Below are 21,616 nucleotides of genomic sequence, written 5' to 3'. Positions count from 1 at the left end.
GCCCGGGCAAAATCCGACAAAGAGAGCTGGCCATGACTTCTCCTCGTTCCGTTCCATTCTTTGAATTGGGGTTTCGACCCTTTTTTCTGGGCGCTGCTGTTTTTGCACCGCTCGCCATCGTCCTTTGGATCCTGTCGCTGCGCATCGATCTGGAATTGGCGTTCCGATATGACGCCCAAAGCTGGCACGTCCATGAAATGCTGTTTGGCTATGGTTCAGCGGTCCTGACCGGCTTTTTGCTGACGGCAGTCCCCAACTGGACCAATCGTCCACCGCTGAGCGGATGGGCCTTGATCGTCTTGTTTGCCGTCTGGGTCTTGGGTCGCGTGGCGATGATCACGCCCCTGCCCCCTTTGGTTGCGATTGTGTGCGAAGGTTTGTTTTTACCGATGGTTTTGGGTGTCATGGCCCGCGAAGTCATCGCAGGGCGCAATTGGCGCAATATGGCTGTTCTTATTCCTGTCTCATTGTTCACTTTGGCTAACATTGGGTTTCATGTCGAAACCCTGACAGAAGGGTACGCTGCAACGACCATCCGTCTTGGGTTTGCTGCGCTGATCTTTTTGTTGATGTTGATCGGCGGGCGCATCACCCCTGCGTTTACCCGCAACTGGATGATCCAAAAAGGTGTTGAGCCAAAGCCCCCGATGATGAACCGATTTGATGGTGTCTGTCTGGTTTCAGGGCTGATCTCATTGCTTGCCTGGGTGTTCCTGCCCGAATGGACCGGCACCGGCGTGGTGTTGTTGCTGAGCGCCACGCTCCACCTGATGCGACTGGCGCGTTGGGGTGGATGGCGGACTCGTGTGAACCCCATCTTGTTCGCATTGCATGTCTATTACGCAATGATCCCTGTGGGTTTAGCGGCTATTGCTCTGGGTGTGTTTGATCCCGCCTATGCCACGGCCGGGCTTCATGTCATCGGCATTGGGGCCATTGGTGGCATGACTTTGGCCGTCATGATGCGCGCCAGCATGGGCCACACCGGGCGACCCCTGGTGTCTGATATCCGGCTCACGCTGGCTCTGACCTGTATCATCGCGGCAGTGATTGCCCGGTTTTTGTGGGCTTCGTTTCCCGACATCGATTGGATGCTGGATCTTGCCGCGCTATTTTGGATCGCGGCCTTTGGGCTGTTCATCATCCGGATTGGCCCATGGATGTTTAAGCCCCGCCTAAGCTGACAGGCGAAGCCGTCGCGAAACCAGCAATGACGGTTTCGCGACGAAACTACCCCAGCTCACGCGCCAGAATATCCATCAGGCGCTGCGCCTCGGCCACCCCCAGATCGCGCCCCGCAACCCGGAACCGCACACCGTCTGGGGACACTTCAGCATCCAGTTTGCCGCCGCTTGTCAACGTGCGCGCTGACAGTCGGGTGATTTGTTGGGGGCGACCCCCACGAGATTTATCCTTGGGACCAACTGGGATTCCGAACAGTGCTGTATCCAGCACCTTCCATTCGCTTTTGGCATCCGAAGCATCCGACCCATCCAATGCATCGCGCAATCTGGATTGCGCCCCGTCCCGCAATGCGGTGGCCAGTTGCAACCCGGCTTTTTCCGACAGTGATACTGGGAACCGCAACAGATCCCCCAACGCCTCGTGCACCATTGCGAAACTGCGCACTTTGGACCGTTTGGCTTTAGATGCTGCTGCAAACAACACATCAACCGCCGCCTCGACCGAGGGGAACACCCCCTGCCCGGCTGCCAGAACCGCAATCCGTCCGCGTTCATAATGGCTCAGGTTCGAGCGCATTTCGTTTTCTTCAACCATCGAGACATAGGCCGTCGCCCCGGCCCCCGCATCACGGACAAAAGCCGGGATATCTGCAAACATCGGGTCAGTGATCGCCAGCTGCCGAAACGCCATCAACCGCCGATACCCAGAAATCAATCCGAACCCTTCGGGCGTTGGAGTCACCTCGATCGGAGTGCGTAATCCATTTGCCCGCAACGAGATCACCAGCTCTTGCATGGCTTCTTCGTCTTCAGTCATACGGTCACGACGAATGAAATCCGCCTCGATCTGATCCAAAGGAATGCGTTGAGCCACAAGCCCCGCAGCGGTCGCATCGCGCCACCGCCCGGCATCGCCTTGATCCTGTGCCAGGGCAACACGATCAGTTACCGCTGCCATTCCAGACAGGCGCGCGGCTTCGGCCGCGACCTGCGCAATCGGTGGGGTCGCAGATGTGTTTTCAAAGGGGCTGATGCTGGGTTTCGTGGCGAAACCCGCCTCTAGCTGTTCAAGTTCTGCCGCATCAGGCGCGCTTAGACGTCTGCGTTTAGCCATTCTCTGCTCCTCCCATATTTGCATCACGCCACCAGCAGCCAATCAGTAGCTGTTTGAATTCGGCGTAGGTCCGGTCAAAGGTTTCGCGCCCGCGCACATAGGTGTCGCGGTTGAACTCCCGATAATCCGCCTCGTAGATCCCGTTGACCTGTTCGCCAGCCTGCCCAACCAAGGCGGTGTAATCCTGACGGTAGGCATTCATGAAATCCCCAAAGTAGGCCTGGATCACGTTGGCCATGTCAGTCTGTTGGCTGGCGTCAAACCGGGTAATGATCGCTCGGACCACATCCCATTCGAATTTGATCTCTGGCAAACCAGCAGCGCGTTGGGCTGCATTTTCCCCATCTTCGATACTGGCAAAGGTGGTGTAAAGCATGTCGAAAAACCGGCCGGTCGAGTCGAACTCAAGAAACGAAGCTCCAAGCGGCACCAACAGAATGTCCGCCGCAGCCAACGCATTGATGGTCAGGTAGCCAAGGGCAGGGGGCGTATCCAGAAAGACGATATCGTATTCATCCAGAATACCTTCGCCTTCGAGGAAGTTAGTCAAGCCATCCCATAGTGGCCAAGACCGGAGCCCCATGCGCCAAACCGGGATCTGAAATTCCGCCCAATACAGATTCAGCTGCGCACCAATCAGATCAATGTTGGGCCAGTGGGTTTTCTGGATGACATCCTGCGGTGTGACCTTCAGCGCCTCTTGCAGGGTTTCGTCCAACCCAATTTCCGGTTCACCCGCCGCGGCGCGCACAGTGTTTTCCTGCATCACCGCCTTAGCGTAATCTTTAGCAATCAGCGGAAAGACGGTCTGCCATTCATCCGCAACTTTACCGCCCAAGATCGACGTCATCGACCCTTGGGAATCCAGATCAATGACCAGAACTTTGTAACCGTCCAGGGCCGCAGACATAGCCAGATGGGCAGCAGTGCTTGTTTTCCCAACCCCGCCTTTGAAGTTGGCGACTGAGACCACCTTGGCGGGTTGTCCCTCGGGACGGTAGGGCAGGTATTCTTTGGTGCTGATCCCTTCGCTGGCAAAATGTTGTCGCAGGGTCAGGACCTCTTCTAGCGTGAACCATTTCGATCCGCCTTCGCCTTCGCCTTCGGGCAGGTCCGGGTTTGCTTTTAGCACGCGCCGCAGATGAGCAGGCGCAACGGGGATAAGATATTTTGTTATCTCCCAGATCGAAAACTTACGCAGACGTTTTTCACCATCCGGGGCGTATCCCCGTCGGGCCAGATCTTCACGCCCTTTGCCGCAAAACGCAGCTGCTTTCGCGAATCGGGTAGTCCCTATAGGGTCTGGGAGACGCTTGGCTGCCGCCTCGGGGTCAAGATTTAAATAGGGTGGCAGAGGAGGTGGGGGTGTTTTGCTCACTGTCGGTGCCTCGGTAAATGTTCGCCTTTTTGGCGTATATATCCGAGAATAGCGAACATAGAAAAATGGCGCCAGCAATTCATACGAAATATAGTGATATTGCAGAACTCCGTGGCGGTTTCGCGACGAAACCTTCGAACTAATAGAAGAAAAAGCAGCAACAAAGAGTTTATTTAGTTTATGATGTTTAGAGTCTTTAACCACAGAAACTATATTAGTTATAATGTGTTAGCTTAGTTTGGGGACCCATCATCAGGTTAAAGGGAACCCGTATGCAGGGTTAAAGGTACCTGATTACGGGATCATAGGTACCTGGATACAGGAAGAAGGGTCCCAATTCACAGGAGAGTTTGGACCGCCTTGAATCAGCCAAATATGGTCGATTTTTTGCTCGTTTTCGCGCTGTTGAGGACCGAATTGCGCTTGCGCCGAGTCTTATCAACAGGTAGGCATGGCGATCTTGCTGTTAAGGTACCTGTCTACGGGACGTCTGTTTGAAGCAGTAAGGAACCTGAAAAGTCGTTGTGCATGGGTACCTTTCGTGGCATACCTGTTGAAAACGAACAGGCGCCTTTTTCATGTCCGATACGCAAATAGATATGGACCACCTCAGCGGTGCTTTGCGTCGCGAGACGGTGAAAAAGAACGTCGCTGCGATCCATATCAGTGGCAAACTCACTCTGCTGCAGCGCAAGTTATCCAACGTTTTGCTGCTTAATGCTTATGACGCTCTGACATCGGCCCAAACCCACACCATTGATGCCCGAACACTGGCAATGATGGTGGGATATAACTCCAACGACTTTGACACTCTACGGGCCAGTTTACGGGCCTTGGCTGAAACCGTTGCGGAATGGGATATGCTGGATGACAAGGGCCGTCAGGAATGGGGCGTGTCATCGTTGCTGTCGTTTGCCAAGCTGACGAATGGAGTTTGTGAATATGCCTATTCCCCCGCCTTGGCGCAGAAGCTGCACGACCCGAAAATTTATGCGCTGATCAATGTGCATATTCAGCGCAACTTTAGTTCAGGCCATGGGCTGGCCTTGTATGAGAACTGTTACCGGTTTGTGCGGACGGGTTCGACGGGGTGGTGGACGTTGGAAACCTTTCGCAAACTGATGGGCGTAGATGGGTCCAGCTATTACGAAAGCTTCAAACATCTGAACGCCAAGATCATCAAAACAGCCGTAGCCGAGGTGAACAAAAGCGCTGACATCGTGATTGAACCAGAGTTCCGGAAAAAGGGGCGCTCGGTGACGGACATTCGCTTCCTGATCCGCGAGAACCCCCAGATGGCGATGTTCCAGATCGATGACAGCGAAGGCGTTCGAAATCTTGGCGTGTACCGGGCTTTGCGGGCACAAGGCGTGTCGGACCGGCTGGCGCGCCAGTGGATAGCGGAACACGGCGAGGCATATGTGCAGCAAAAGCTGGACTATATGAAAGGGCAGGGGGATGTGAAATCGACCGTTGGGTATCTGTCCGCTGCGTTGCGTGACGACTATTCCGGCACAACGGCTCCAGAATCCGATCCTGAACCACCTACCGCTGAAGCCGTTGCAGCTGCTGCTGTACGCGCCGCCGAGAAGGCCGCCGAAGATCAAGCTTACGAAGCACGTGCTACAGAGCGTAGTGCCCGCGCCGCAAAATTTGCCATTGTCGAAGATTTGGTTTCGCGGCGAAACCCGACTCAACGCGACGCAGACAAACAGTTGTTTATGGCCAGCCTCAGAGACGATTTAGAGCGCGAAAGCTTTGCTGCGCATGGCTGGCGATCTGGGTTGAATGCCACAGCTATTTTCGAATTCTGGGCAGAGCTCGAACCGGGGGCCTTTAAAGAGTAACCGATGGGGACCGCGCCGTTGTGGCCCGTATCAAAACCTTTAATTCGCACCGATGGCGGACCAACGCGGGCTCATCTTCGGAAATTGCAGCACAGATCTCTTCGCCAGCCAGCCGCCCGATGCTTTGGGCGGGAATGCGAATGGTTGTCAGCGCGGGTTCCATTTCCGCGGATCCTTTGAAGTCTCCGATTCCGATGACGGACAGATGGTCCGGAACGCTTAATCCAAGGGTATGGGCCGCATAAATCACGCCTTGTGCAATCACATCATTCCCGCAGAGCATCGCTTGGGGGCGGCGCTCTAACGATAATAATTCTGTGGCTGCTTGTTTGGCTTGTTGCAGATTATAGGGGGATTCGACCTGCCAGCCTTCGGGCACGGTGATGCCTGCCTTTTCAAGTTCAATCATGGCCCCGTCGCGACGGTCACGTGCGCGGTCATTACCTGCGACGCTGGGAAATATCGTGCCGATTTTGCGATGCCCAAGAGTGATCAGGTGGTCGGCTGCCAGCCGCCCCGCTTCGGCGTTTTCTGCCCCCACGCATGAGATTTTGGAGCCTTCGGTAAAGTTCCAGATAGCGATACAGGGCACACCCTGTTGTTTGAGCAGTTGAAATGTCTCTTCTGAATGTTCCAACCCGATCAGAGCAACACCATCCACCCGGTGTTCCAACAGCTTGCGCAGAACGTCGTATTCTTTGGTCAGGTCGTATCCGTGCGAGGCAAGCAAAGTGGTAAAGCCCTCGGCCTCAATCGCGGTTGAAAACGCCTGTACCACCTCTGCAAAGATGGCGTGATCGATGGTGGGCACGATCAATCCGATGGTGGCGGACCGTTTTCCATGCATCGCCTGGGCGGCGCGATTGCGGATATATCCTAGCTTTTTGACCGCCCGATCGACCTTGCGACGGGTTGTTGGATTCACCAAATCAGGGTGGTTGAAGCAGCGCGACACTGTCGATGCAGATACGTTCGCAGCCAGCGCTACAGCAACAATATCAGACCTAGAGTTTTGTTTTTTAGCCATAAATCACCTCTCCTCAGGTTATTTTATGAAAACATTTGCAATACTATTTTCATGGCCTACGCTCAATTGTCAACAAAGCTGAGAAAGCAAAAGACTTGGGTTGGGAGGCCCCAGAATGGAGTTCATCTACTACTTCGGCGACGTATTCTCGCCCCTCTCTTTCATGCTGCTCTTGGGCGGCACAATCGGAGGTCTGATCCTTGGGGCAACGCCCGGCCTTTCGCCGACAATGGCTGTGGCTTTGCTCATCCCGTTCACCTTTCAATTGGAGGCGGCACAGGGTCTGATCTTGTTGGGGGCGGCCTATACCTCAACTGTGGCGGGGGGCGCGGTCAGCGCGATCTTGTTGAAAATTCCCGGAGCACCCGCAAATATCGCGACCACACTGGACGGGCATACGATGGCGAAGAAAGGGCAGGGTGCAAAGGCATTGCAACTGTCGTTCCTGGCCTCGGCTGTTGGCGGAGTGTTTGGGGTTTTGCTGCTGATCTTTCTGACGCCAGTTCTGTCAGATTGGGCGCTGGCCTTTGGTCCAAGTCATTTGTTCTGGCTCGCCATTCTAGGGGTCACCGTGATTGGGTCCTTGGATTCCGCATCGGTGGTTAAGGGGTTGCTGTCGGGCTGTATCGGACTTTGGCTGGCCACCATTGGTTTTGATGACATCATGGGCGCACAGCGATTTATCTTTCACCCATCTTTGGGAGGTGGGATCAACATCATCGCAGCCTTGATTGGCCTGTTCGCGATCCCACAGGTTCTAACTATGTTTGCCAAGGGCCGTCAGGTTGACGGGGCCGAGGTGATCGAGGTGCAAAAGCATTCGGTTTTGGCAGCGACGCGTGAATTGATCCGCTGGCCACGCGCTTTGACCATCGGCACGCTTACAGGTTCTATTATTGGTCTGATCCCCGGCGTTGGTGGGCAGATTGCGGGTTTGGTCGCTTATGATCAGTCCAAGAAATTCAGCCCCGAAAAAGACAAGTTTGGCACTGGTCATCCCGAAGGTGTGATTGCGGCTGAATCTGCGAACAACGCCATGGTTGGCCCGTCTCTGGTGCCATTGCTGACGCTGTCGATCCCCGGCAGTCCCACGGCTGCGGTGCTGTTGGGCGGCTTGCTGATCCATGGGATTTTCCCGGGCACGGATCTGTTTGATAATCACCCTGACGTGGCGTGGACCTTTATCAACTCGATGCTGATCGGGCAGGTTCTGATGTGCATTTTTGGGCTCTATGTTGCCGGTCTTGCGGCGCGTGTCGCTCAGGTTCCCCAGTCGGTTATGGCTGCGGTGGTTTTGTCGCTGTCGGTCTTTGGGGCCTATTCGGTGCAAAGCTCGATGGGCGATGTCTATGTGATGGCCTGCCTTGGTTTGGGCATGTTCTTTCTGGAACGTTTTGGATTTTCCGCCGCACCACTGGTGCTGGGTCTGATCCTTGGCCCGATCGCCGAGGCAAACTTTACCCAAGGGTCGATGATCGCAAACGCCACTGTTGGCCAAGCCAGCTATTTCTTTTCCGGGCCGCTGAACCTGTTCCTGATCTTTGTCGTGATCGCATCGATTGCGTATTCGGTCTGGATGGAACTGCGGTCGCGTCGAACCACCACCAAAGAGGAGGCCCTGGCATGAGCCGTACACAACATATCATTCCATCGGGCATTGTTTTTCTGGTCGGGTGCTGGGTCGCCTGGATCAGTTTCACCCAACAACCGGTTGAGGCCTTTTTGTTCCCGCGCATGATCTCGATGGTCTTTGTGGCGTTGGCAGGCTGGACCTTTGCCAAGGCCCTGCTGGGGAAATCCAAAGTGGGCCTGGGACTGTCACGGACAATGGTGATCAACCTAGCTCCGGGCCTGTTGGTTATGCTTGTCTATGTATTCTGGGCTGCAAAGGGGTTGGGGTTTTACACCGCAACCGCCGGGGCCTTTTTCATCCTGCTGTCGCTTTATGACCCGGCGTCGCACTCGGACATAAAAACATGGGTCAAACGCGGGATCATTACCGCGGTGTTTGTGGCCGTGATGTACGGGCTCTTTGCCCAGTTGCTGAGCGTCTACACACCCCGAGAAGTCCTGTTCTGAACCACCGATCACTGGTGGACGCAAATCCAAGGGAGGAAACGCGATGAAGAAACTACTACTGAGTGCCGCACTGGCGGTAACTGCACTGTCTGGGGGCGCTGCCTTGGCAGCTGATTACCCAGAACGTCCCGTCATGATGATGGTGTCGTATGGCGCGGGCGGGGCCACTGATTTCCAAGCCCGGATCGTGACGATGACGGCTGGTAACGAAGATGCATTGGGCATGCCCATCGCGATCATCAACAAGCCGGGTGCCGGTGGGCGTGTTGGCTGGAACTGGTTTGCGACACAGGCCGACGCCGATGGATATACGCTGGGCGCCTACAACGTCCCGCACTTTATCGCGCAGTCGATCAAAGGCGGCGTACAGTATTCCACCGACAGCTTTGAACCCATTGCCAACTGGGGTGCTGACCCGGCGGTGTTTGTGGTCAAGGCAGACAGTGAATTCCAGTCAATGGATGATGTTGTTGCTTTTGCCAAGGAAAACCCGGGCAAGTTGACGTTCTCGGGGGCGGGTCTGTTTGTGGGTCACCACATTGCTGCATTGCAGATTGAAAAAGCTGCGGGTGTAAAGATGGCCTATATCCCGACCAAAGGTGGCGGCGCAGCGGCAATGAAATCTGTGATTGCTGGCGAAGTATTGGGCGGTGTGAACAACCTGTCTGATGCCTTCCGCGCGCAAGAAGCAGGCAATGTCCGCATTCTTGGGGTTGCTGACCTTGAGCGCAGCGCGTTCCTGCCTGACGTTCCAACGATGAAGGAACAGGGACTGGATGTGGACAATGCTTCGGTCAATTTCCGCGGTGTGATGGTGCCAAAAGGCACACCACAGGAGGTGATTGACAAGCTGGCTGTGACTGTCCCTGAAATGTTCAAAAACGGCCGGGTGGCCAAAAAGATGAAAGCGGGCGGTTCGCCTATGCACATCATGACACGTGACGAAGTGATCGAGATGTGGGCTGCCCGTGAAGCGACATTGAAAGAGCTGCTTGCCGGGCTCTGATTTTAACCGACGCACAGGGGGGCGGGATCAGCCCGCCCTCTGACAACCAATCGAGGATCAAGATGAACGCTCAGGATGAGTCCGCTCAAGTGGACCAGATCATTGCACGTGCGCGTGCAGCCCAAAAAGCTTACGAAGCCAAGGGCAGTCAGGCGCTTTATGACAAGGCCGCATTGGCGGTGGGCTGGGCCATCATGCAGCCCGAGCGCAATCGGACGTTGGCTGAATTGGCGGTGAAAACCACCGGATTGGGCAACGTGCCAGACAAGATTACCAAAAACCACCGCAAGACGCTGGGATTGCTGCGCGATATCGCGGATGCAAAGACCCACGGTGTTGTGCGGGACGATCCAGAAAACGGGATTACCGAAATTGCGCGCCCTTTGGGTGTGGTGGGGGCGGTCGTGCCGTCAACCAACCCGGCGGCGACGCCTGCCAATAACATCATCAATGCAGTGAAGGGCGGCAATGCGATTGTTGTGGCCCCGTCGCCCAAGGGTGTCGCCTCGTGCGAGACGCTGTTGTCCTACATTCATGCGGAATTCGACAAGCTGGGGCTGGACCGTGATCTGGTGCAGATGCTGCCATCGCCCGGTTCCAAGGCCAAGACACAGCGCCTGATGGAAACCTGTAACCGGGTGATTTGCACCGGCAGCCAGAACAACGTGCATCGCGCGCAGAGTTGCGGCACTCCGGCAGTGGCGGTGGGCGCGGGCAATGTCACGGTGATCGTGGATGAAACCGCTGATCTGGCGGCAGCAGCGGCGAAAATCACCGCATCTAAGACCTTTGATAATGCCACATCCTGTTCGTCGGAAAATGCGTTGGTTGTGGTTGATGCGATCTATGATGATTTTCTGGCGGCCATGGCAGCCGAAGGTGGCGCATTGGTGCCAGCGGATCAGGCCCATACCATCATCGAGCGATTGTGGCCCGACGGGCATCTGAACCGTGAGGTGATCGCGCAGGACGCGGACAAAATGCTGGCGGCCCTTGGCGTGGCAGATCAGGTTCCAGCAGATACGAAATTTCTGGCCGTGGAAACGGATGGGATCGGCGCAGAGCATCCCCTGTCAGGGGAAAAGCTGAGCCGCGTTGTGGCGCTTTACCGGGCGCGGGATTATGAAGATGCGGCGGCTACGGCGGCGCGTATTCTGAATTACCAAGGGGCAGGGCACTCGATCGGCCTTCATTCGGCTCGCGACGATCGGGCGCTCGAATTGGGTCGCAGTATCCCGACCTGTCGGGTGATTGTGAACCAGGCCCATTGTTTCGCAACCGGTGGAGCGTTCAACAACGGCATGCCGTTTTCCCTGTCGATGGGATGCGGCAGCTGGGGTGGCAACGCCATTGACGATAACCTGAACTGGAAACATTTCGTCCAGACCACCAAGGTGATCCGCGAAATTCCTCCGCGTGAACCAGCCGTCGAAGACCTCTTTGCCGGATACTGGAGCGAGGTTGGCCAATGACCATGACCCCACCCAAAGGAACGGTGCGTGATTGGGTCGACATGCGCGCAGAACAGGGCGGCACAGCGTTTGTGTTTCCTGATTTGGATGCGCGTATTTCGTGGGAACAACTGCGCGATACCGCCCGCAATATCGCATCCTATTTGACGGATCAGGGCATTGCCAAAGGCGAAAGCGTGGCGATCCTGCATCCCAATGGCCCCGAAGGTGTTCTGAGCCTGTTTGGCACGCTCTATGGCGGTTTTCGGGCGACGATGATCAACCTTGTCGCCGGAACCAGCGCGGTCTCTTACGCATTGGAACACAGTGATGCGCGCCATGCCTTTGTCCACGATACACAGCGCGGGCTGTTCACAGAATCCGTAAATACATCCCATATCTCCCCTCTGGATTATCCAGCGGCAACTGGTGGTTCATCAGCAGAGCTTCATGACCTCTCTGCTGATGACCACGCTTTGTTGATGTACACCTCGGGAACCACAGGCCGTCCAAAAGGCGTTGTTCATACGCATTCCAGCCTGCTTGCGGGAGGCTGGACCACGTCCATTGCGCATGAATTGACGGATCAAGATCGCGGTCTGTGTGTTCTCCCGATTTACCACATCAACGGGTTGTGCGTGACGGTGATGGGCGCTCTGATTTCGGGTGGATCGCTGGCGATGTGTCCGAAATTCTCGGCCAGCCGGTTCTGGGACAATGCCGCCAGATCCGAAGCGACCTGGTTCTCGGTGGTGCCAACGATCATCTCGCATATGCTGCATTCCGAGCAAAACCCGGATGTGGCGACGCGGGCGCGAATCCGCTTTGGCCGTTCGGCTTCGTCTGCGTTGTCGCCAGATGTGCAGCGCGCTTTTGAAAAGCGGTTCGAAATCCCGATTGTTGAAACCATGGGGCTGACCGAAACGGCGGCGCAGATCCTATCCAATCCATTGCCCCCCGGCGTTCGCAAGATCGGCTCGCCCGGTATTGGATACGGCAACGAGGTGGCGATTTTCGACGCCAACCAACAGCCTGTTACGGCTGGGGTCGAGGGCGAATTGGTCATCCGTGGACCCAATGTGATGTTGGAGTATCTGAAGAACCCCGAGGCGACAGAAGGTACCTTTGCCCCCGGCGGTTGGTTGCGGACCGGTGATCTGGGGCGGATGGATGAAGACGGCTATGTCTTTGTCACGGGACGCCTTAAAGAGTTGATCATCAAAGGTGGTGAAAACATCGCCCCGCGTGAGATCGACGATGCGCTACATTCTCATCCCGAGGTGGTTGAAGCTGCAGCCTTTGCCCGACCATGCGAAAAATACGGTGAGCGGGTCGAAGCCGCAGTGCGGATTGGCGAAGGATCAACAGTAACCGAGGAACAATTGCTGGAAATATGCGTGTCCTTGTTGGGCAAATTTAAAAGCCCGGATCGGGTGCATTTTCTGGATGACCTGCCCAAGGGTCCGTCAGGCAAGGTGCAGCGTCTCAAGCTGTTGGACCTAACCAGCTAAATTTGAAAAATGCCCGACCCTGACGCCGGGCATTTTCATTTAATCCGTTTTGACGATGCCTTTGGCGACCCATTGGTCGAACAGGTTCAGCACAGCGTCGCAGAATTCAGGATCGTTGATGTGGGCGTCCACCTCGGTCATTTGCACTACGGCTGGTATCACTTTGCGGGCCTCATCGATCAGCGCGGCTAACCCATCAGGATCATGGGTTTCGCCACCTTCCCGATCCCAATCTTCAACCCCGCCAAGTGGGAGGATGAAATGGGTCTCGCCCTTGGCAGCACTTAGCCGGTTGGCCATCTCACGCACCCAGGCGCGGCGTTCGTCTTCATTAAAGACTGAGCTTTTGATCAGCCGGTTGTGTTCGTGAAAGGGGCGGTCGGCGTATTGATCAGGGATGGTCTGCCAGCCTGCGAAATCCAACAGGTCCAGTGCACCGGGGGCCACGATCTGGGGTGTGCCAACACGGCCTGCATTGGTCAGACGATCCTCGCCACTGGACACCAGAGATCCTGCCATCAGGTTGCCGAATTCCTGCATTGAGAAATCCATGACGCAGGCAAACGCGCCTTCACCCGCTAGTTTTTCAAACGCCATGCCGCCCATGCCGGTGGAATGGAAAATTGCCACTTCGAACCCGCGTTGTTCTAGGGCTGGTTTAAGGGTCTTCATGTATTTCAAGCAGGACGACCCAAGCGATGTCATGCCGATCAGGGGACGCGCGCGCTCAGGCGCGATCACTGCTTTGGTTGCGCCAACCACGGCCCCGGCGGCCTGCGACAGCGACGACCGGCAGATCGAATTCATGCCATAGAGTCCCCCGGCCCAGAGGATCATCTGAATATCGGGTGCAAGCCGGTGCGGCGGGATCAGCGGTGAAAAACTGACGGTTGAAACGATGTATTTCGGCACGCCCATAGGCAGCGCCTGCGCACAATCCAGCGCCAGATCGGTGCCCATGGTGCCACCCGTGGCCAGCATCCCGTCAAAGCGCCCTTCTGCGTGCGCCTTGGCCACCACTGTGGCTGCGCCGCGCGACATTACGCGAAACGCCTTGTTCTCATCCCCAAGTGCGATCACCTCATCAATGGTCATGCCACCTGCAGCTGCGACTTCGTGTTTTGAGATGTCGGTGGGTTCGCTTGGGTCGCCCAGCACGCTGACGTCCATGGTCAGAACCTTGGCGCCTTGATCACGAACGCACTCAGCAATGAACTGCATTTCCGGGTCTTTGGTGTCATAGGTGCCGATCAGCAGAATGGTTTTCTCGGTCATCTGGGTCCTCCCTCGGGCACGCTCAGGGCGTGGTTAAATAGTTTTGCGCCAAACGGGTGGCGGTTTCGATAAAGCGGCGGTTGCGGATATCTGATCCGTCCTCATTCATACGGGGGACGATCCAGCCGACATAGGTCAGCGCGCGCAGCAACAAAAACAGGTCCAGATCGGTGGTGTTGATGGGACGCACACTGCGATAACCGTCCAGCAGCGCAGTTTTTAGTTCGTCATAACCCGGTTCGCTGAGGTTCTTGAGCAAAGTCGTTGCGATGTCGAACAGGCGATACCCAAAACCGCTATCGTCGAAATCAATCAGCTGCAGGCGGCCCCCGTCCTGCATCACGTTTTCCCGCACCAGATCGGCGTGGATCAATCCGTAATCCAGTGTGCTTGAGGTCGTGGCGAGTCGAGCGGAGGCCTTGGCGCGGACGACTTGCAATAGCTCCACTTGGCTCTGTGTTAGAGACGGGTTTTCCCAGAACCGGCCCCAGATCGGATCATTCCCCAACAGCGCGGCTTGGTCCCAAGCACAGCGGGTGAAGCCGGGCGGCAAGGTCCACGCATCTGAAACTGTATGCAGACGCGCCATTTCGCGACCCAAGGCCTGAAACAGGGCAGGCGGGTCAGCGTGATCTAACGCAGCACCCGTTTCCCCGATGGGCGCACCGGACAACCAGCTGAGCAGATCAATTTGAACCCCATCAACCCGGTGCAGGTAATCCCCAGACAGCCCTGCAATAGGGGTGGGCACGTGCAACCCCCCCGCATCCACGGCACCCATCCATTGCAGCTCAGATCGCAGCTCAGCGTCAGTGCGGTAACCGGGGCGATGCAGGCGCAGCGCATAGGCTGCGTTGCCATAAACGACCCTAAATACCTGATTTTCACGCGCGGCGATCAGTCGAAGAGGGGCGTCCTGCAAGCCCCAGAACGCCAGTGCTTGTTTGGCAATATCGCTCATGACGTCAAAGGCGTATTGGCCAGCACATCGTCCAAAACATCAAACAACATATCGGCGTTGTCTTTGGTAAACGGCATGGGCGGACGGATCTTGAGGGTGTTTTTGTGGCGTCCCAACTTGGAATGGATAATGCCGCGCTGGCGCATTTCGTTGATGACGCGATCGGTGAAGTCGCTGGCGGGGGTTTTGCTGTCACGATCCAAAACCAGTTCCGCGCCAAATACCATGCCTGATCCGCGTACATCACCGATGAAATCGTATTTGCCTTGCAGCTTGTTCAGGCGGGCGCGGGCATGATCGCCGACGTCTTTAGCGTGGGCCATCAGATTGTGATCCTGCAATTCGTCCAAGACCGCCATTGCCGCTGCACAGGACACCGGATTGCCCCCAAACGTATTAAAATACCTGAATTTCGTACGAAATGCGGCCATTGTATCTGCGTTGGTGACGACTGCGCCGACCGGGTGACCGTTGGCCATGGGTTTCCCGAGGACCATGATGTCGGGCACCACACCCATCTTTCGGTGGGCCCAGAAGTGGGTGCCAATGCGACCAAAGCCAGATTGCACCTCGTCACAAATCAAAAGACCGCCGGCTTTGCGCACCACGTCTGCGACTGGTTTCAACCACCTATCGGGTAGGTTTGGAAAGCCTTCGTTCAGGAAGAACGGACAGACCACGAGCGCGGCAAAGCCGTGTTCGGTTTTGTTCAGCGCGTCGATCTGTTCGGCCACGGCATCGGCAAACAATGTGCCTGTTTCGTCCGGATTGCGATAGCTGTCGGGCGCGGGGGCAAATCGAAAGAACTGATCCAGACCAAACCCAACTTCGGGCACGTTGCTGCGCGACAGTTGGCTGACCAATGCCGTATTGCCGTGATAAGTGGCATCAGTGGCGATGATGCCGCGTTTGCCGGTCATGCCTTCGGCCATACGTAGGGCGATGTCGTTGGCTTCGGATCCGGTGCAGGTCAGGATCGCAGTGGACAGGCTGTCATCCATCGTGGCGGTCAGGCGTTCTATGTAATCTAGAATACCTTCATGCAGATATCGTGTGTGCGTGTTCAGCGTGCTGGCCTGTTCGCGGATTGCCTCAACCACGCGCGGGTTGCAGTGGCCCACGTGCGGTACGTTGTTATAGCAATCCAGATATTTGCGCCCCTGGGCGTCCCAAAGCCAGACGCCTTCGCCGCGTACGATATGCACGGGATCTTCATAAAAGGTCGAGACATTCGGGCCTAACAGACGGGCCCGGCGCTCCATCAGGTGCACGGTGTTTTCAGATAGGGTCATGAGGTCTCCGAATTTGTCAGAGTTGGATCCAAGCTGTTTTCAGATCGAAATATTTGTCCATTGCATGCAGGGATTTATCATGGCCATTGCCGGATTGCCCAACCCCGCCTAACGGAACGGTCAGATCCGACCCGCCATAGGTGTTCACGTGGATGATGCCCGACCGGATGCCTGCCACCATGCGGTGCGCCCGGCCAAGGTTCGAGGTCCAGACACCAGCGGACAGGCCGTAAACAGTGGAGTTGGCGATTTGGATCGCCTCGGCTTCGTCTTTGAATGGAGTCACGGCCAACACTGGTCCAAACACTTCTTGCTGGGCCAATGTGTCGGTGGGTTTGACGCCGCCCATCACCGTGGGCTGCATGTAGTATCCGCCGGTCTCAGACAGGATGCGATTGCCTCCTGAAAGGCGACTGGCACCTTCGGCCCCGGCTTTGGTGACGAAATCGAGGTTTGCCTCCAATTCGTCCAGCGAATGCACTGCGCCGATTTGGCTGTTCAGATCCAGCGGATTGCCAACGCGAAAGGCTTCGGCGTGTTTGCAAATTTCAGCAACAAAATCATCGTGGATGTCCTCTTGCACCAACAGGCGCGATCCGGCGACGCAAACCTGACCGGAATTGCGGAAAATGCCACCTGCGGAAACTTGCGCTGCATGGGCCAGATCCGGGGCATCGTTAAAGATGATGTTGGGGGATTTACCGCCCAGTTCCAGATAACAACGTTTCAGGTTCGAGCGCGCGGAATATTCCAACAACCGCCGCCCCGTCGCGCCGGATCCGGTAAAGACCATGATGTCCACATCCATGCTGAGCGCGAGGGTTTCCCCCACAACGCTACCTTTGCCAGTCACCACGTTGAATACGCCATCGGGCACGCCAGCCTCTGAGGCAAGTTCGGCTATGCGCAGCAGGCTGAGCGACGCGCTTTCGGCTGGTTTCAGCACAATGGAATTGCCAGCAGCCAGTGCGGGTGCGATTTTCCACGACCCGATCATCAGGGGGAAATTCCATGGCACAATCGCGCCAACAACACCGACTGGCGCGTGGTGCACAAGGCCCAACACGTTTTCAGCTGTCGGCGCGATTTGGCCGTACACTTTATCAATCGCCTCGCCGTAATAGCGGAAGGTGGCGGCGGCGGACATGGATTCCGCCTTGATCGCCATGTTGATTTCGGTGCCATTGTCGCGCACGCCCAGAACCGCCAGTTCCAGCGCCTGTGCTTCGATTAAGTCGGCCAGTTTAAGCAGCACTTTTTTGCGTGCGGCAGGTGCCATGCGGGACCAGCGCCCATCCTCGAATGCGGCGCGGGCCGAGGTGATGGCGCGCTCCATATCCGCGGGGGATCCTTCGGCTATCTGCGTCAGAACCTGCCCGTCTATGGGGGAAATAACGTCACGCATTCCGCCTTCGATTGCGGGGACGCTCTGGCCGTCGATGAAGTGACCGCGCGGCGATACAGGAAGAGCGCGCAGCGCGTCGATCGAAGTTTGATCCATGGGTCAGTCTCAGCCTTGTTGGGTTGTGGAATCGTCGCCGGTCGGCTCGGGACGGATGCGGTTCTTGTGTTCGTTGATCAGGGTGCGGATGTGCATGACGATGATCAGCAGGATCATCAGCGCTAGAATGGCGGCAATAGGTCGATCAACAAAATCCATCGGAGATTTGACGCGGGCCATGGCGCTGCGCAGTTTGACCTCCATGATGCCGCCCAAGACCATGCCCAGAATGATTGGCACAACGGGCAGGTTCAGGCGTTTCAGGATCAGACCAAAGACGCCAAACCCAGCGGCTAGCATGCAATCCGTGGCCGAATTGCGCAGGGAATAGACCCCAACAAAGGACAACATCAGGATCATCAGCCCCAGAAACCGGGTTGGGATCTGGATGATTTTCAACAGCAGGTTGGTCGAGAAGAGTAGGAATACCAACACGATCACGTTGAGCAGGATCAGCGCCATATAGAGCGCCATCACGAAATCCATCTGATTGGCAAACAGTTGCGGACCGGGGATCACGTTATGGACGTAAAACACCGAGAGCATCATCGCGGTCAATGCCTCGCCCGGGATGCCGAGTGCCAGCAGCGGGATCATCGCTGCGCCGGGGACGGCGTTGTTCGCCGCCTCGGAGGCAACCAACCCTTCGGGCGATCCTTTGCCGAATTGTTCCGGTGTTTTCGATGACTTTTGCGCATAGGTGTAGGACAGGAATTGTGAGGTGAATTCGCCCACGCCCGGGATCATGCCCATCAGAACACCGATTGATGAGGATACGGTGGCGATACGTTTCAGGCCCAGCAGTTCTTTAAGCCCGGTCGTCAGGTTGCCATCGACGTGGGCCTTTGGCGGGGCGGTGTCTTTGTCAACCAGCAAGAGCAGCGCTTGGCTAATTGCAAACAGCCCGAGAACCACAACGATCAGATCAACGCCCGAGGTGAGCCAGCTTTGATCAAAGGTAAAGCGGCGGGTGTATTTGACGGGCTCCAGACCAACGGTGTTCAGGAAGATCCCGAGACAGGCGAGCATAGCGGCGGCGAATGTTTGACCACGATGCGCCAACACCACCAGCAAGATACCCATAAAGGCGGCGAGGAAAATCTCGCGGCTGCCAAAATGAGGTGCAACCATAGCTAACAAAGGCGAGAGGATAATCAGGCAGAGGATTGAAAACACGCCCCCAAAGAAGGACGCGGAATAGGCCAGCGAAAGGGCGCGATGGGCCTGACCGCGTTTGGTCATCGGGTAGCCGTCGTAGGTGGTCAGCGCGTTGACCGCTGTGCCGGGTGTGTTGATCAGGATCGCTGGGATCGCGCCGCCATACATTGACGAGCCATAGATCCCTAAGAGCAAGGTCAACCCAACGATGGGTTCGAATGAAAAGGTGGCAGGTAGCAGGATTGCAATTGCCACAGCTGCGCCAACACCGGGCAGGGCACCGATAATCACGCCACCAATAGACCCGATCAACAGGGCCACAAGAACTTGCCATTGGGCCAGAATGCCCAAGCCGGAAACAAAGACGTCCATCAGAGCCTCACAGGTAAGTCAGCGCAAAGGCGCGGATGGTATCGGGGAGCAGCTCGTAAATCTGGCCAGAGGGGATTTTGACCTGCAGAAACGCGCGAAAGATTACCGCCAGACTGACGCCAAAGACTGCTGCGGCCAGAAACATCTGGGGGCTGCGGAATCCAACACGGGCGCAGAGAAACAGTGCAAACAGGACCGAAGAGGGTAGGTAGCCAAGCAGCGGAACGGTAAAAACATAGATCAGGAAATAGGCAACGAATTCCAGCGATTTGAGCCAAAACAGAACCTCGCGCCAGCGACCGGGAATGCGCGGCGACAAAAGCGAGCTTATGTAATGCAGGGCGCCAAAAAAGACCATGCCGTAGACAGCAACCGTGGGCCACAGGCTGGGCTGGGCGTACCATTTGGTGCGTTTCACCATTTTGGTTTGTTCACCCAGTTGGGTCAGCAGAAATATGGCGAGCGCCAGAAACAACAACGCAAAGACGATATCGCCAGGTCGCCGGTATCGCCTGAACAGATCCTGTAGCGTTTTGATCGTCCTCATGTGGGGCTCTCCCTGTCAGCCTCGGTAAACTGCGCAGACCCTATTGACCTGCGCAGTCGTGAGTTTTTTTAGTCGCCGAGGATCTCGCCAATTTTCGCAACAGAGGCTTCATCGCCGGAAATCTGCGCTTCTGAGGCGGCGGCGTCCTGCCAGTAGATCAGCGCGCCGGTTTCTTTGGCCAACTGCTGCGCCTTGTCCGAGGTCACAACTTTTTCGGCGACAACCGCGATCTTTTCGCGCACGTCTGCCGGAGTGTCCTTGTGCACAAACAGGCCGTTCCACAGGAACAGCGGCAGTTCAGGTACCAGTTCGGTCACGGTTGGAGTGTCCGGCACCAGCGAAATACGCTCGCCTCCGATCGAAGCCAGAACATTAACGTCGTCCAGGCAGGGCAAGATCAACTGCAAGGTGGTGTTGATGACGTCAACATCACCGGAAGCCAGCGTGTTGCAGTCCAAGGCGTCAAACGCGGCTTCGGATGCGAAATCAAAGCCAGATGCGATAGCGGCGGCCATGGTCACACGGGTGGGTGGCAGGGGCGCACCAAAGTGACCCAGCGCGATATCATTGTCCTTGCCGTGGGCTGCCAGTTCAGCCCAGTTTTGGTAGGGGGCTGATTTGCTCGCGGCAATGACAAACGGATAGGTCAGGAAGATCCCGATGGGATCAAACGGGTTTGGCGACAGTTCAGGAATGCCAATTTTGGGGCCGGTGATAGGAACGCCGATCACAAATGAGCCGACTGTGTATCCATCTGCTGGGGCATTGGCGACTTCGACTGCGCCGGGGAAGGGGCCACCGCCGCCGCCGGGTTTGTTCACGACAGCAGCAGGCACGCCATAGGTTGCCTGAAACTCGTCCGCAATCATGCGCGTTAGAACATCCTCTAGGTCACCCGGAGGCCACGGTACGACAAAGGAAACGGGTTTTTCTGGGTATTCAGCGACAGCCGCAGTTGCGGCCAAAGTAAAAGCAAGTGCCAGCTTGGTAATCTTGGACACGGTGATCCTCCCTGTTGCATCGGTTCAAATAATGAACCATGATATACATGTTTTAGATTGCTATGTTAAACAATTTCTGTCAAGGATTACATGTAACGGAAAGGCCATGGATATGGGCACGACGACCAAAGCGCTGCGAATGCTAGATTTTTTCTCGCTCACGGGACCTGAAATTGGGCTCTCGCAGATGACTCGTTTGACCGGTTACAACAAAGCCACTGCCTTAAGGTTGCTCACAGAGCTGGTCGAGTACGGATTGGTTGAGCAAGATTCGGATACCAAGCAGTACCGTCTGGGCAGTGCCGTTTTGCGTTTGGCGCATTTGCGCGAGTCATCCTTTCCGACTCGTACGGTTGCCCGCCCTTTTATGAAAGACTGTGTCGAGCAATCTGGCGAGTGCTGCCATCTGGCGCTGCTGGATGGGTTTCACCTGAACACAATTGCGGTCGAGGATTCCAGCGCTCACAGCACTCGTGTGGTGATCGATGCCGCTGTGCGTCTGCCGCTTCATGCTACGGCATCTGGTTTGGCAGTAACGGCCTTTGGATCCCCGGCCCTGCGAGAGTGGGTGCAGACAGAAAGGCTGGAACAGTTCACGTCATCCACAATTGTCGATCCGGCAAAGTTAGAGCCGGTTTTGGAGCGCGTCCGCACCACGGGTCTGGCCGAAAGCCCGGATGGCTTTGAGATCGAAGTACATGGAATTGCCGCCCCCTTGTTCGACGCCAAAGGGCTGGCCATCGGATCCATTGCCATCGCAACGCCGTCGTCGCGCATGAACGAAGAGCTGCGCCAAAGAATCTACGCCATTTTGCTGAATGCTTCGGCAAACATCTCCCGGGCTTGGGGCGGCAGTTTTCCTGCCTCTTTTCGCCAGTACATCCAAACATGACTGCTAATCTGATCTTGGAG

18 protein-coding genes are annotated in these 21,616 nt (G+C 56.3%); 8 read left to right on the top strand and 10 right to left on the bottom strand.

Annotated features, from left to right (window positions below):
• Window positions 1-32: 32 nt before the first annotated feature.
• Window positions 33-1,184, top strand: a complete 1,152-nt coding sequence (locus tag ABWV33_RS22035) for an NnrS family protein (protein WP_353333849.1) — start codon at window positions 33-35, stop codon at window positions 1,182-1,184.
• Window positions 1,185-1,230: 46 nt separating this feature from the next.
• Here ABWV33_RS22035 and ABWV33_RS22030 read toward each other — a convergent pair whose 3' ends face one another.
• Complete coding sequence (locus ABWV33_RS22030) at window positions 1,231-2,298, bottom strand: ParB/RepB/Spo0J family partition protein (RefSeq protein ID WP_121997907.1); 1,068 nt, start codon at window positions 2,296-2,298, stop codon at window positions 1,231-1,233.
• Entirely contained in the window at window positions 2,291-3,676 is a 1,386-nt protein-coding gene (locus ABWV33_RS22025; protein WP_353333847.1) for an AAA family ATPase, read from the bottom strand. Before ABWV33_RS22025 ends, ABWV33_RS22030 begins: the two co-directional genes overlap by 8 nt.
• A gap of 578 nt (window positions 3,677-4,254) precedes the next feature.
• Between ABWV33_RS22025 and ABWV33_RS22020 the strand changes: the two genes are divergently transcribed.
• Entirely contained in the window at window positions 4,255-5,523 is a 1,269-nt protein-coding gene (locus tag ABWV33_RS22020; protein ID WP_353333845.1) for a replication initiation protein, read from the top strand.
• Here the strand turns inward: ABWV33_RS22020 and ABWV33_RS22015 are convergent.
• Window positions 5,513-6,550: a LacI family DNA-binding transcriptional regulator gene (locus ABWV33_RS22015; RefSeq protein WP_353333843.1), complete on the bottom strand. Its 1,038-nt coding sequence runs from the start codon at window positions 6,548-6,550 to the stop codon at window positions 5,513-5,515. The two genes, ABWV33_RS22020 and ABWV33_RS22015, sit on opposite strands and share 11 nt — an antisense overlap.
• Window positions 6,551-6,665: 115 nt before the next feature.
• On the opposite strand from ABWV33_RS22015, the gene ABWV33_RS22010 reads away from it, so the two are divergent.
• From ABWV33_RS22010 to ABWV33_RS21990, 5 genes are read left to right on the top strand one after another with little or no spacing between them, the layout of a single operon-like run.
• Window positions 6,666-8,177, top strand: a complete 1,512-nt coding sequence (locus tag ABWV33_RS22010) for a tripartite tricarboxylate transporter permease (RefSeq protein WP_113823188.1) — start codon at window positions 6,666-6,668, stop codon at window positions 8,175-8,177.
• Window positions 8,174-8,629: a tripartite tricarboxylate transporter TctB family protein gene (locus ABWV33_RS22005; RefSeq protein ID WP_113823187.1), complete on the top strand. Its 456-nt coding sequence runs from the start codon at window positions 8,174-8,176 to the stop codon at window positions 8,627-8,629. Before ABWV33_RS22010 ends, ABWV33_RS22005 begins: the two co-directional genes overlap by 4 nt.
• Window positions 8,630-8,672: 43 nt before the next feature.
• Window positions 8,673-9,635, top strand: coding sequence for a tripartite tricarboxylate transporter substrate binding protein (locus ABWV33_RS22000; protein WP_113823186.1), 963 nt, complete (start codon window positions 8,673-8,675; stop codon window positions 9,633-9,635).
• 56 nt (window positions 9,636-9,691) lie between these two features.
• Window positions 9,692-11,107 (top strand): acylating sulfoacetaldehyde dehydrogenase, encoded by a 1,416-nt coding sequence (gene sauS / locus ABWV33_RS21995; protein ID WP_353333913.1) that lies wholly within the window; start codon window positions 9,692-9,694, stop codon window positions 11,105-11,107.
• Complete coding sequence (locus ABWV33_RS21990; protein WP_353333840.1) at window positions 11,104-12,597, top strand: AMP-binding protein; 1,494 nt, start codon at window positions 11,104-11,106, stop codon at window positions 12,595-12,597. The genes sauS and ABWV33_RS21990 overlap by 4 nt, the downstream gene beginning before the upstream one ends.
• Window positions 12,598-12,636: 39 nt before the next feature.
• On the opposite strand, the gene ABWV33_RS21985 is transcribed toward ABWV33_RS21990, so the two are convergent.
• The 7 genes from ABWV33_RS21985 to ABWV33_RS21955 all read right to left on the bottom strand — a co-directional run bounded on the left by ABWV33_RS21985 (window position 12,637) and on the right by ABWV33_RS21955 (window position 20,704).
• A complete protein-coding gene (locus tag ABWV33_RS21985; protein WP_353333838.1) occupies window positions 12,637-13,872 on the bottom strand; it encodes a Tm-1-like ATP-binding domain-containing protein in 1,236 nt (411 codons plus the stop codon).
• A 22-nt stretch (window positions 13,873-13,894) separates the two neighbouring features.
• Window positions 13,895-14,833, bottom strand: coding sequence for a phosphotransferase enzyme family protein (locus tag ABWV33_RS21980; RefSeq protein WP_353333836.1), 939 nt, complete (start codon window positions 14,831-14,833; stop codon window positions 13,895-13,897).
• Entirely contained in the window at window positions 14,830-16,125 is a 1,296-nt protein-coding gene (locus ABWV33_RS21975; protein ID WP_353333834.1) for an aspartate aminotransferase family protein, read from the bottom strand. The genes ABWV33_RS21980 and ABWV33_RS21975 overlap by 4 nt, the downstream gene beginning before the upstream one ends.
• 16 nt (window positions 16,126-16,141) lie before the next feature.
• Window positions 16,142-17,626 (bottom strand): aldehyde dehydrogenase, encoded by a 1,485-nt coding sequence (locus ABWV33_RS21970; protein ID WP_353333832.1) that lies wholly within the window; start codon window positions 17,624-17,626, stop codon window positions 16,142-16,144.
• A gap of 9 nt (window positions 17,627-17,635) precedes the next feature.
• The gene (locus tag ABWV33_RS21965) at window positions 17,636-19,156 is read right to left on the bottom strand and encodes a tripartite tricarboxylate transporter permease (protein WP_353333830.1); all 1,521 of its coding nucleotides are present in this window, start codon (window positions 19,154-19,156) and stop codon (window positions 17,636-17,638) included.
• Window positions 19,157-19,163: 7 nt separating this feature from the next.
• Window positions 19,164-19,703 carry a tripartite tricarboxylate transporter TctB family protein gene (locus tag ABWV33_RS21960; RefSeq protein ID WP_353333828.1) on the bottom strand — a complete coding sequence of 180 codons (540 nt, stop codon included), beginning with the start codon at window positions 19,701-19,703 and terminating at the stop codon, window positions 19,164-19,166.
• Window positions 19,704-19,771: 68 nt separating this feature from the next.
• Complete coding sequence (locus ABWV33_RS21955; protein WP_258547060.1) at window positions 19,772-20,704, bottom strand: tripartite tricarboxylate transporter substrate-binding protein; 933 nt, start codon at window positions 20,702-20,704, stop codon at window positions 19,772-19,774.
• Window positions 20,705-20,810: 106 nt separating this feature from the next.
• On the opposite strand from ABWV33_RS21955, the gene ABWV33_RS21950 reads away from it, so the two are divergent.
• A complete protein-coding gene (locus ABWV33_RS21950) occupies window positions 20,811-21,596 on the top strand; it encodes an IclR family transcriptional regulator (RefSeq protein ID WP_353333826.1) in 786 nt (261 codons plus the stop codon).
• Window positions 21,597-21,616: the final 20 nt, after the last annotated feature.

Source organism: Phaeobacter sp. NW0010-22, from assembly GCF_040365955.1.
In the GTDB taxonomy this organism is placed as follows: domain Bacteria; phylum Pseudomonadota; class Alphaproteobacteria; order Rhodobacterales; family Rhodobacteraceae; genus OMPR01.
This window is presented reverse-complemented; position numbering and strand designations above follow the sequence as displayed.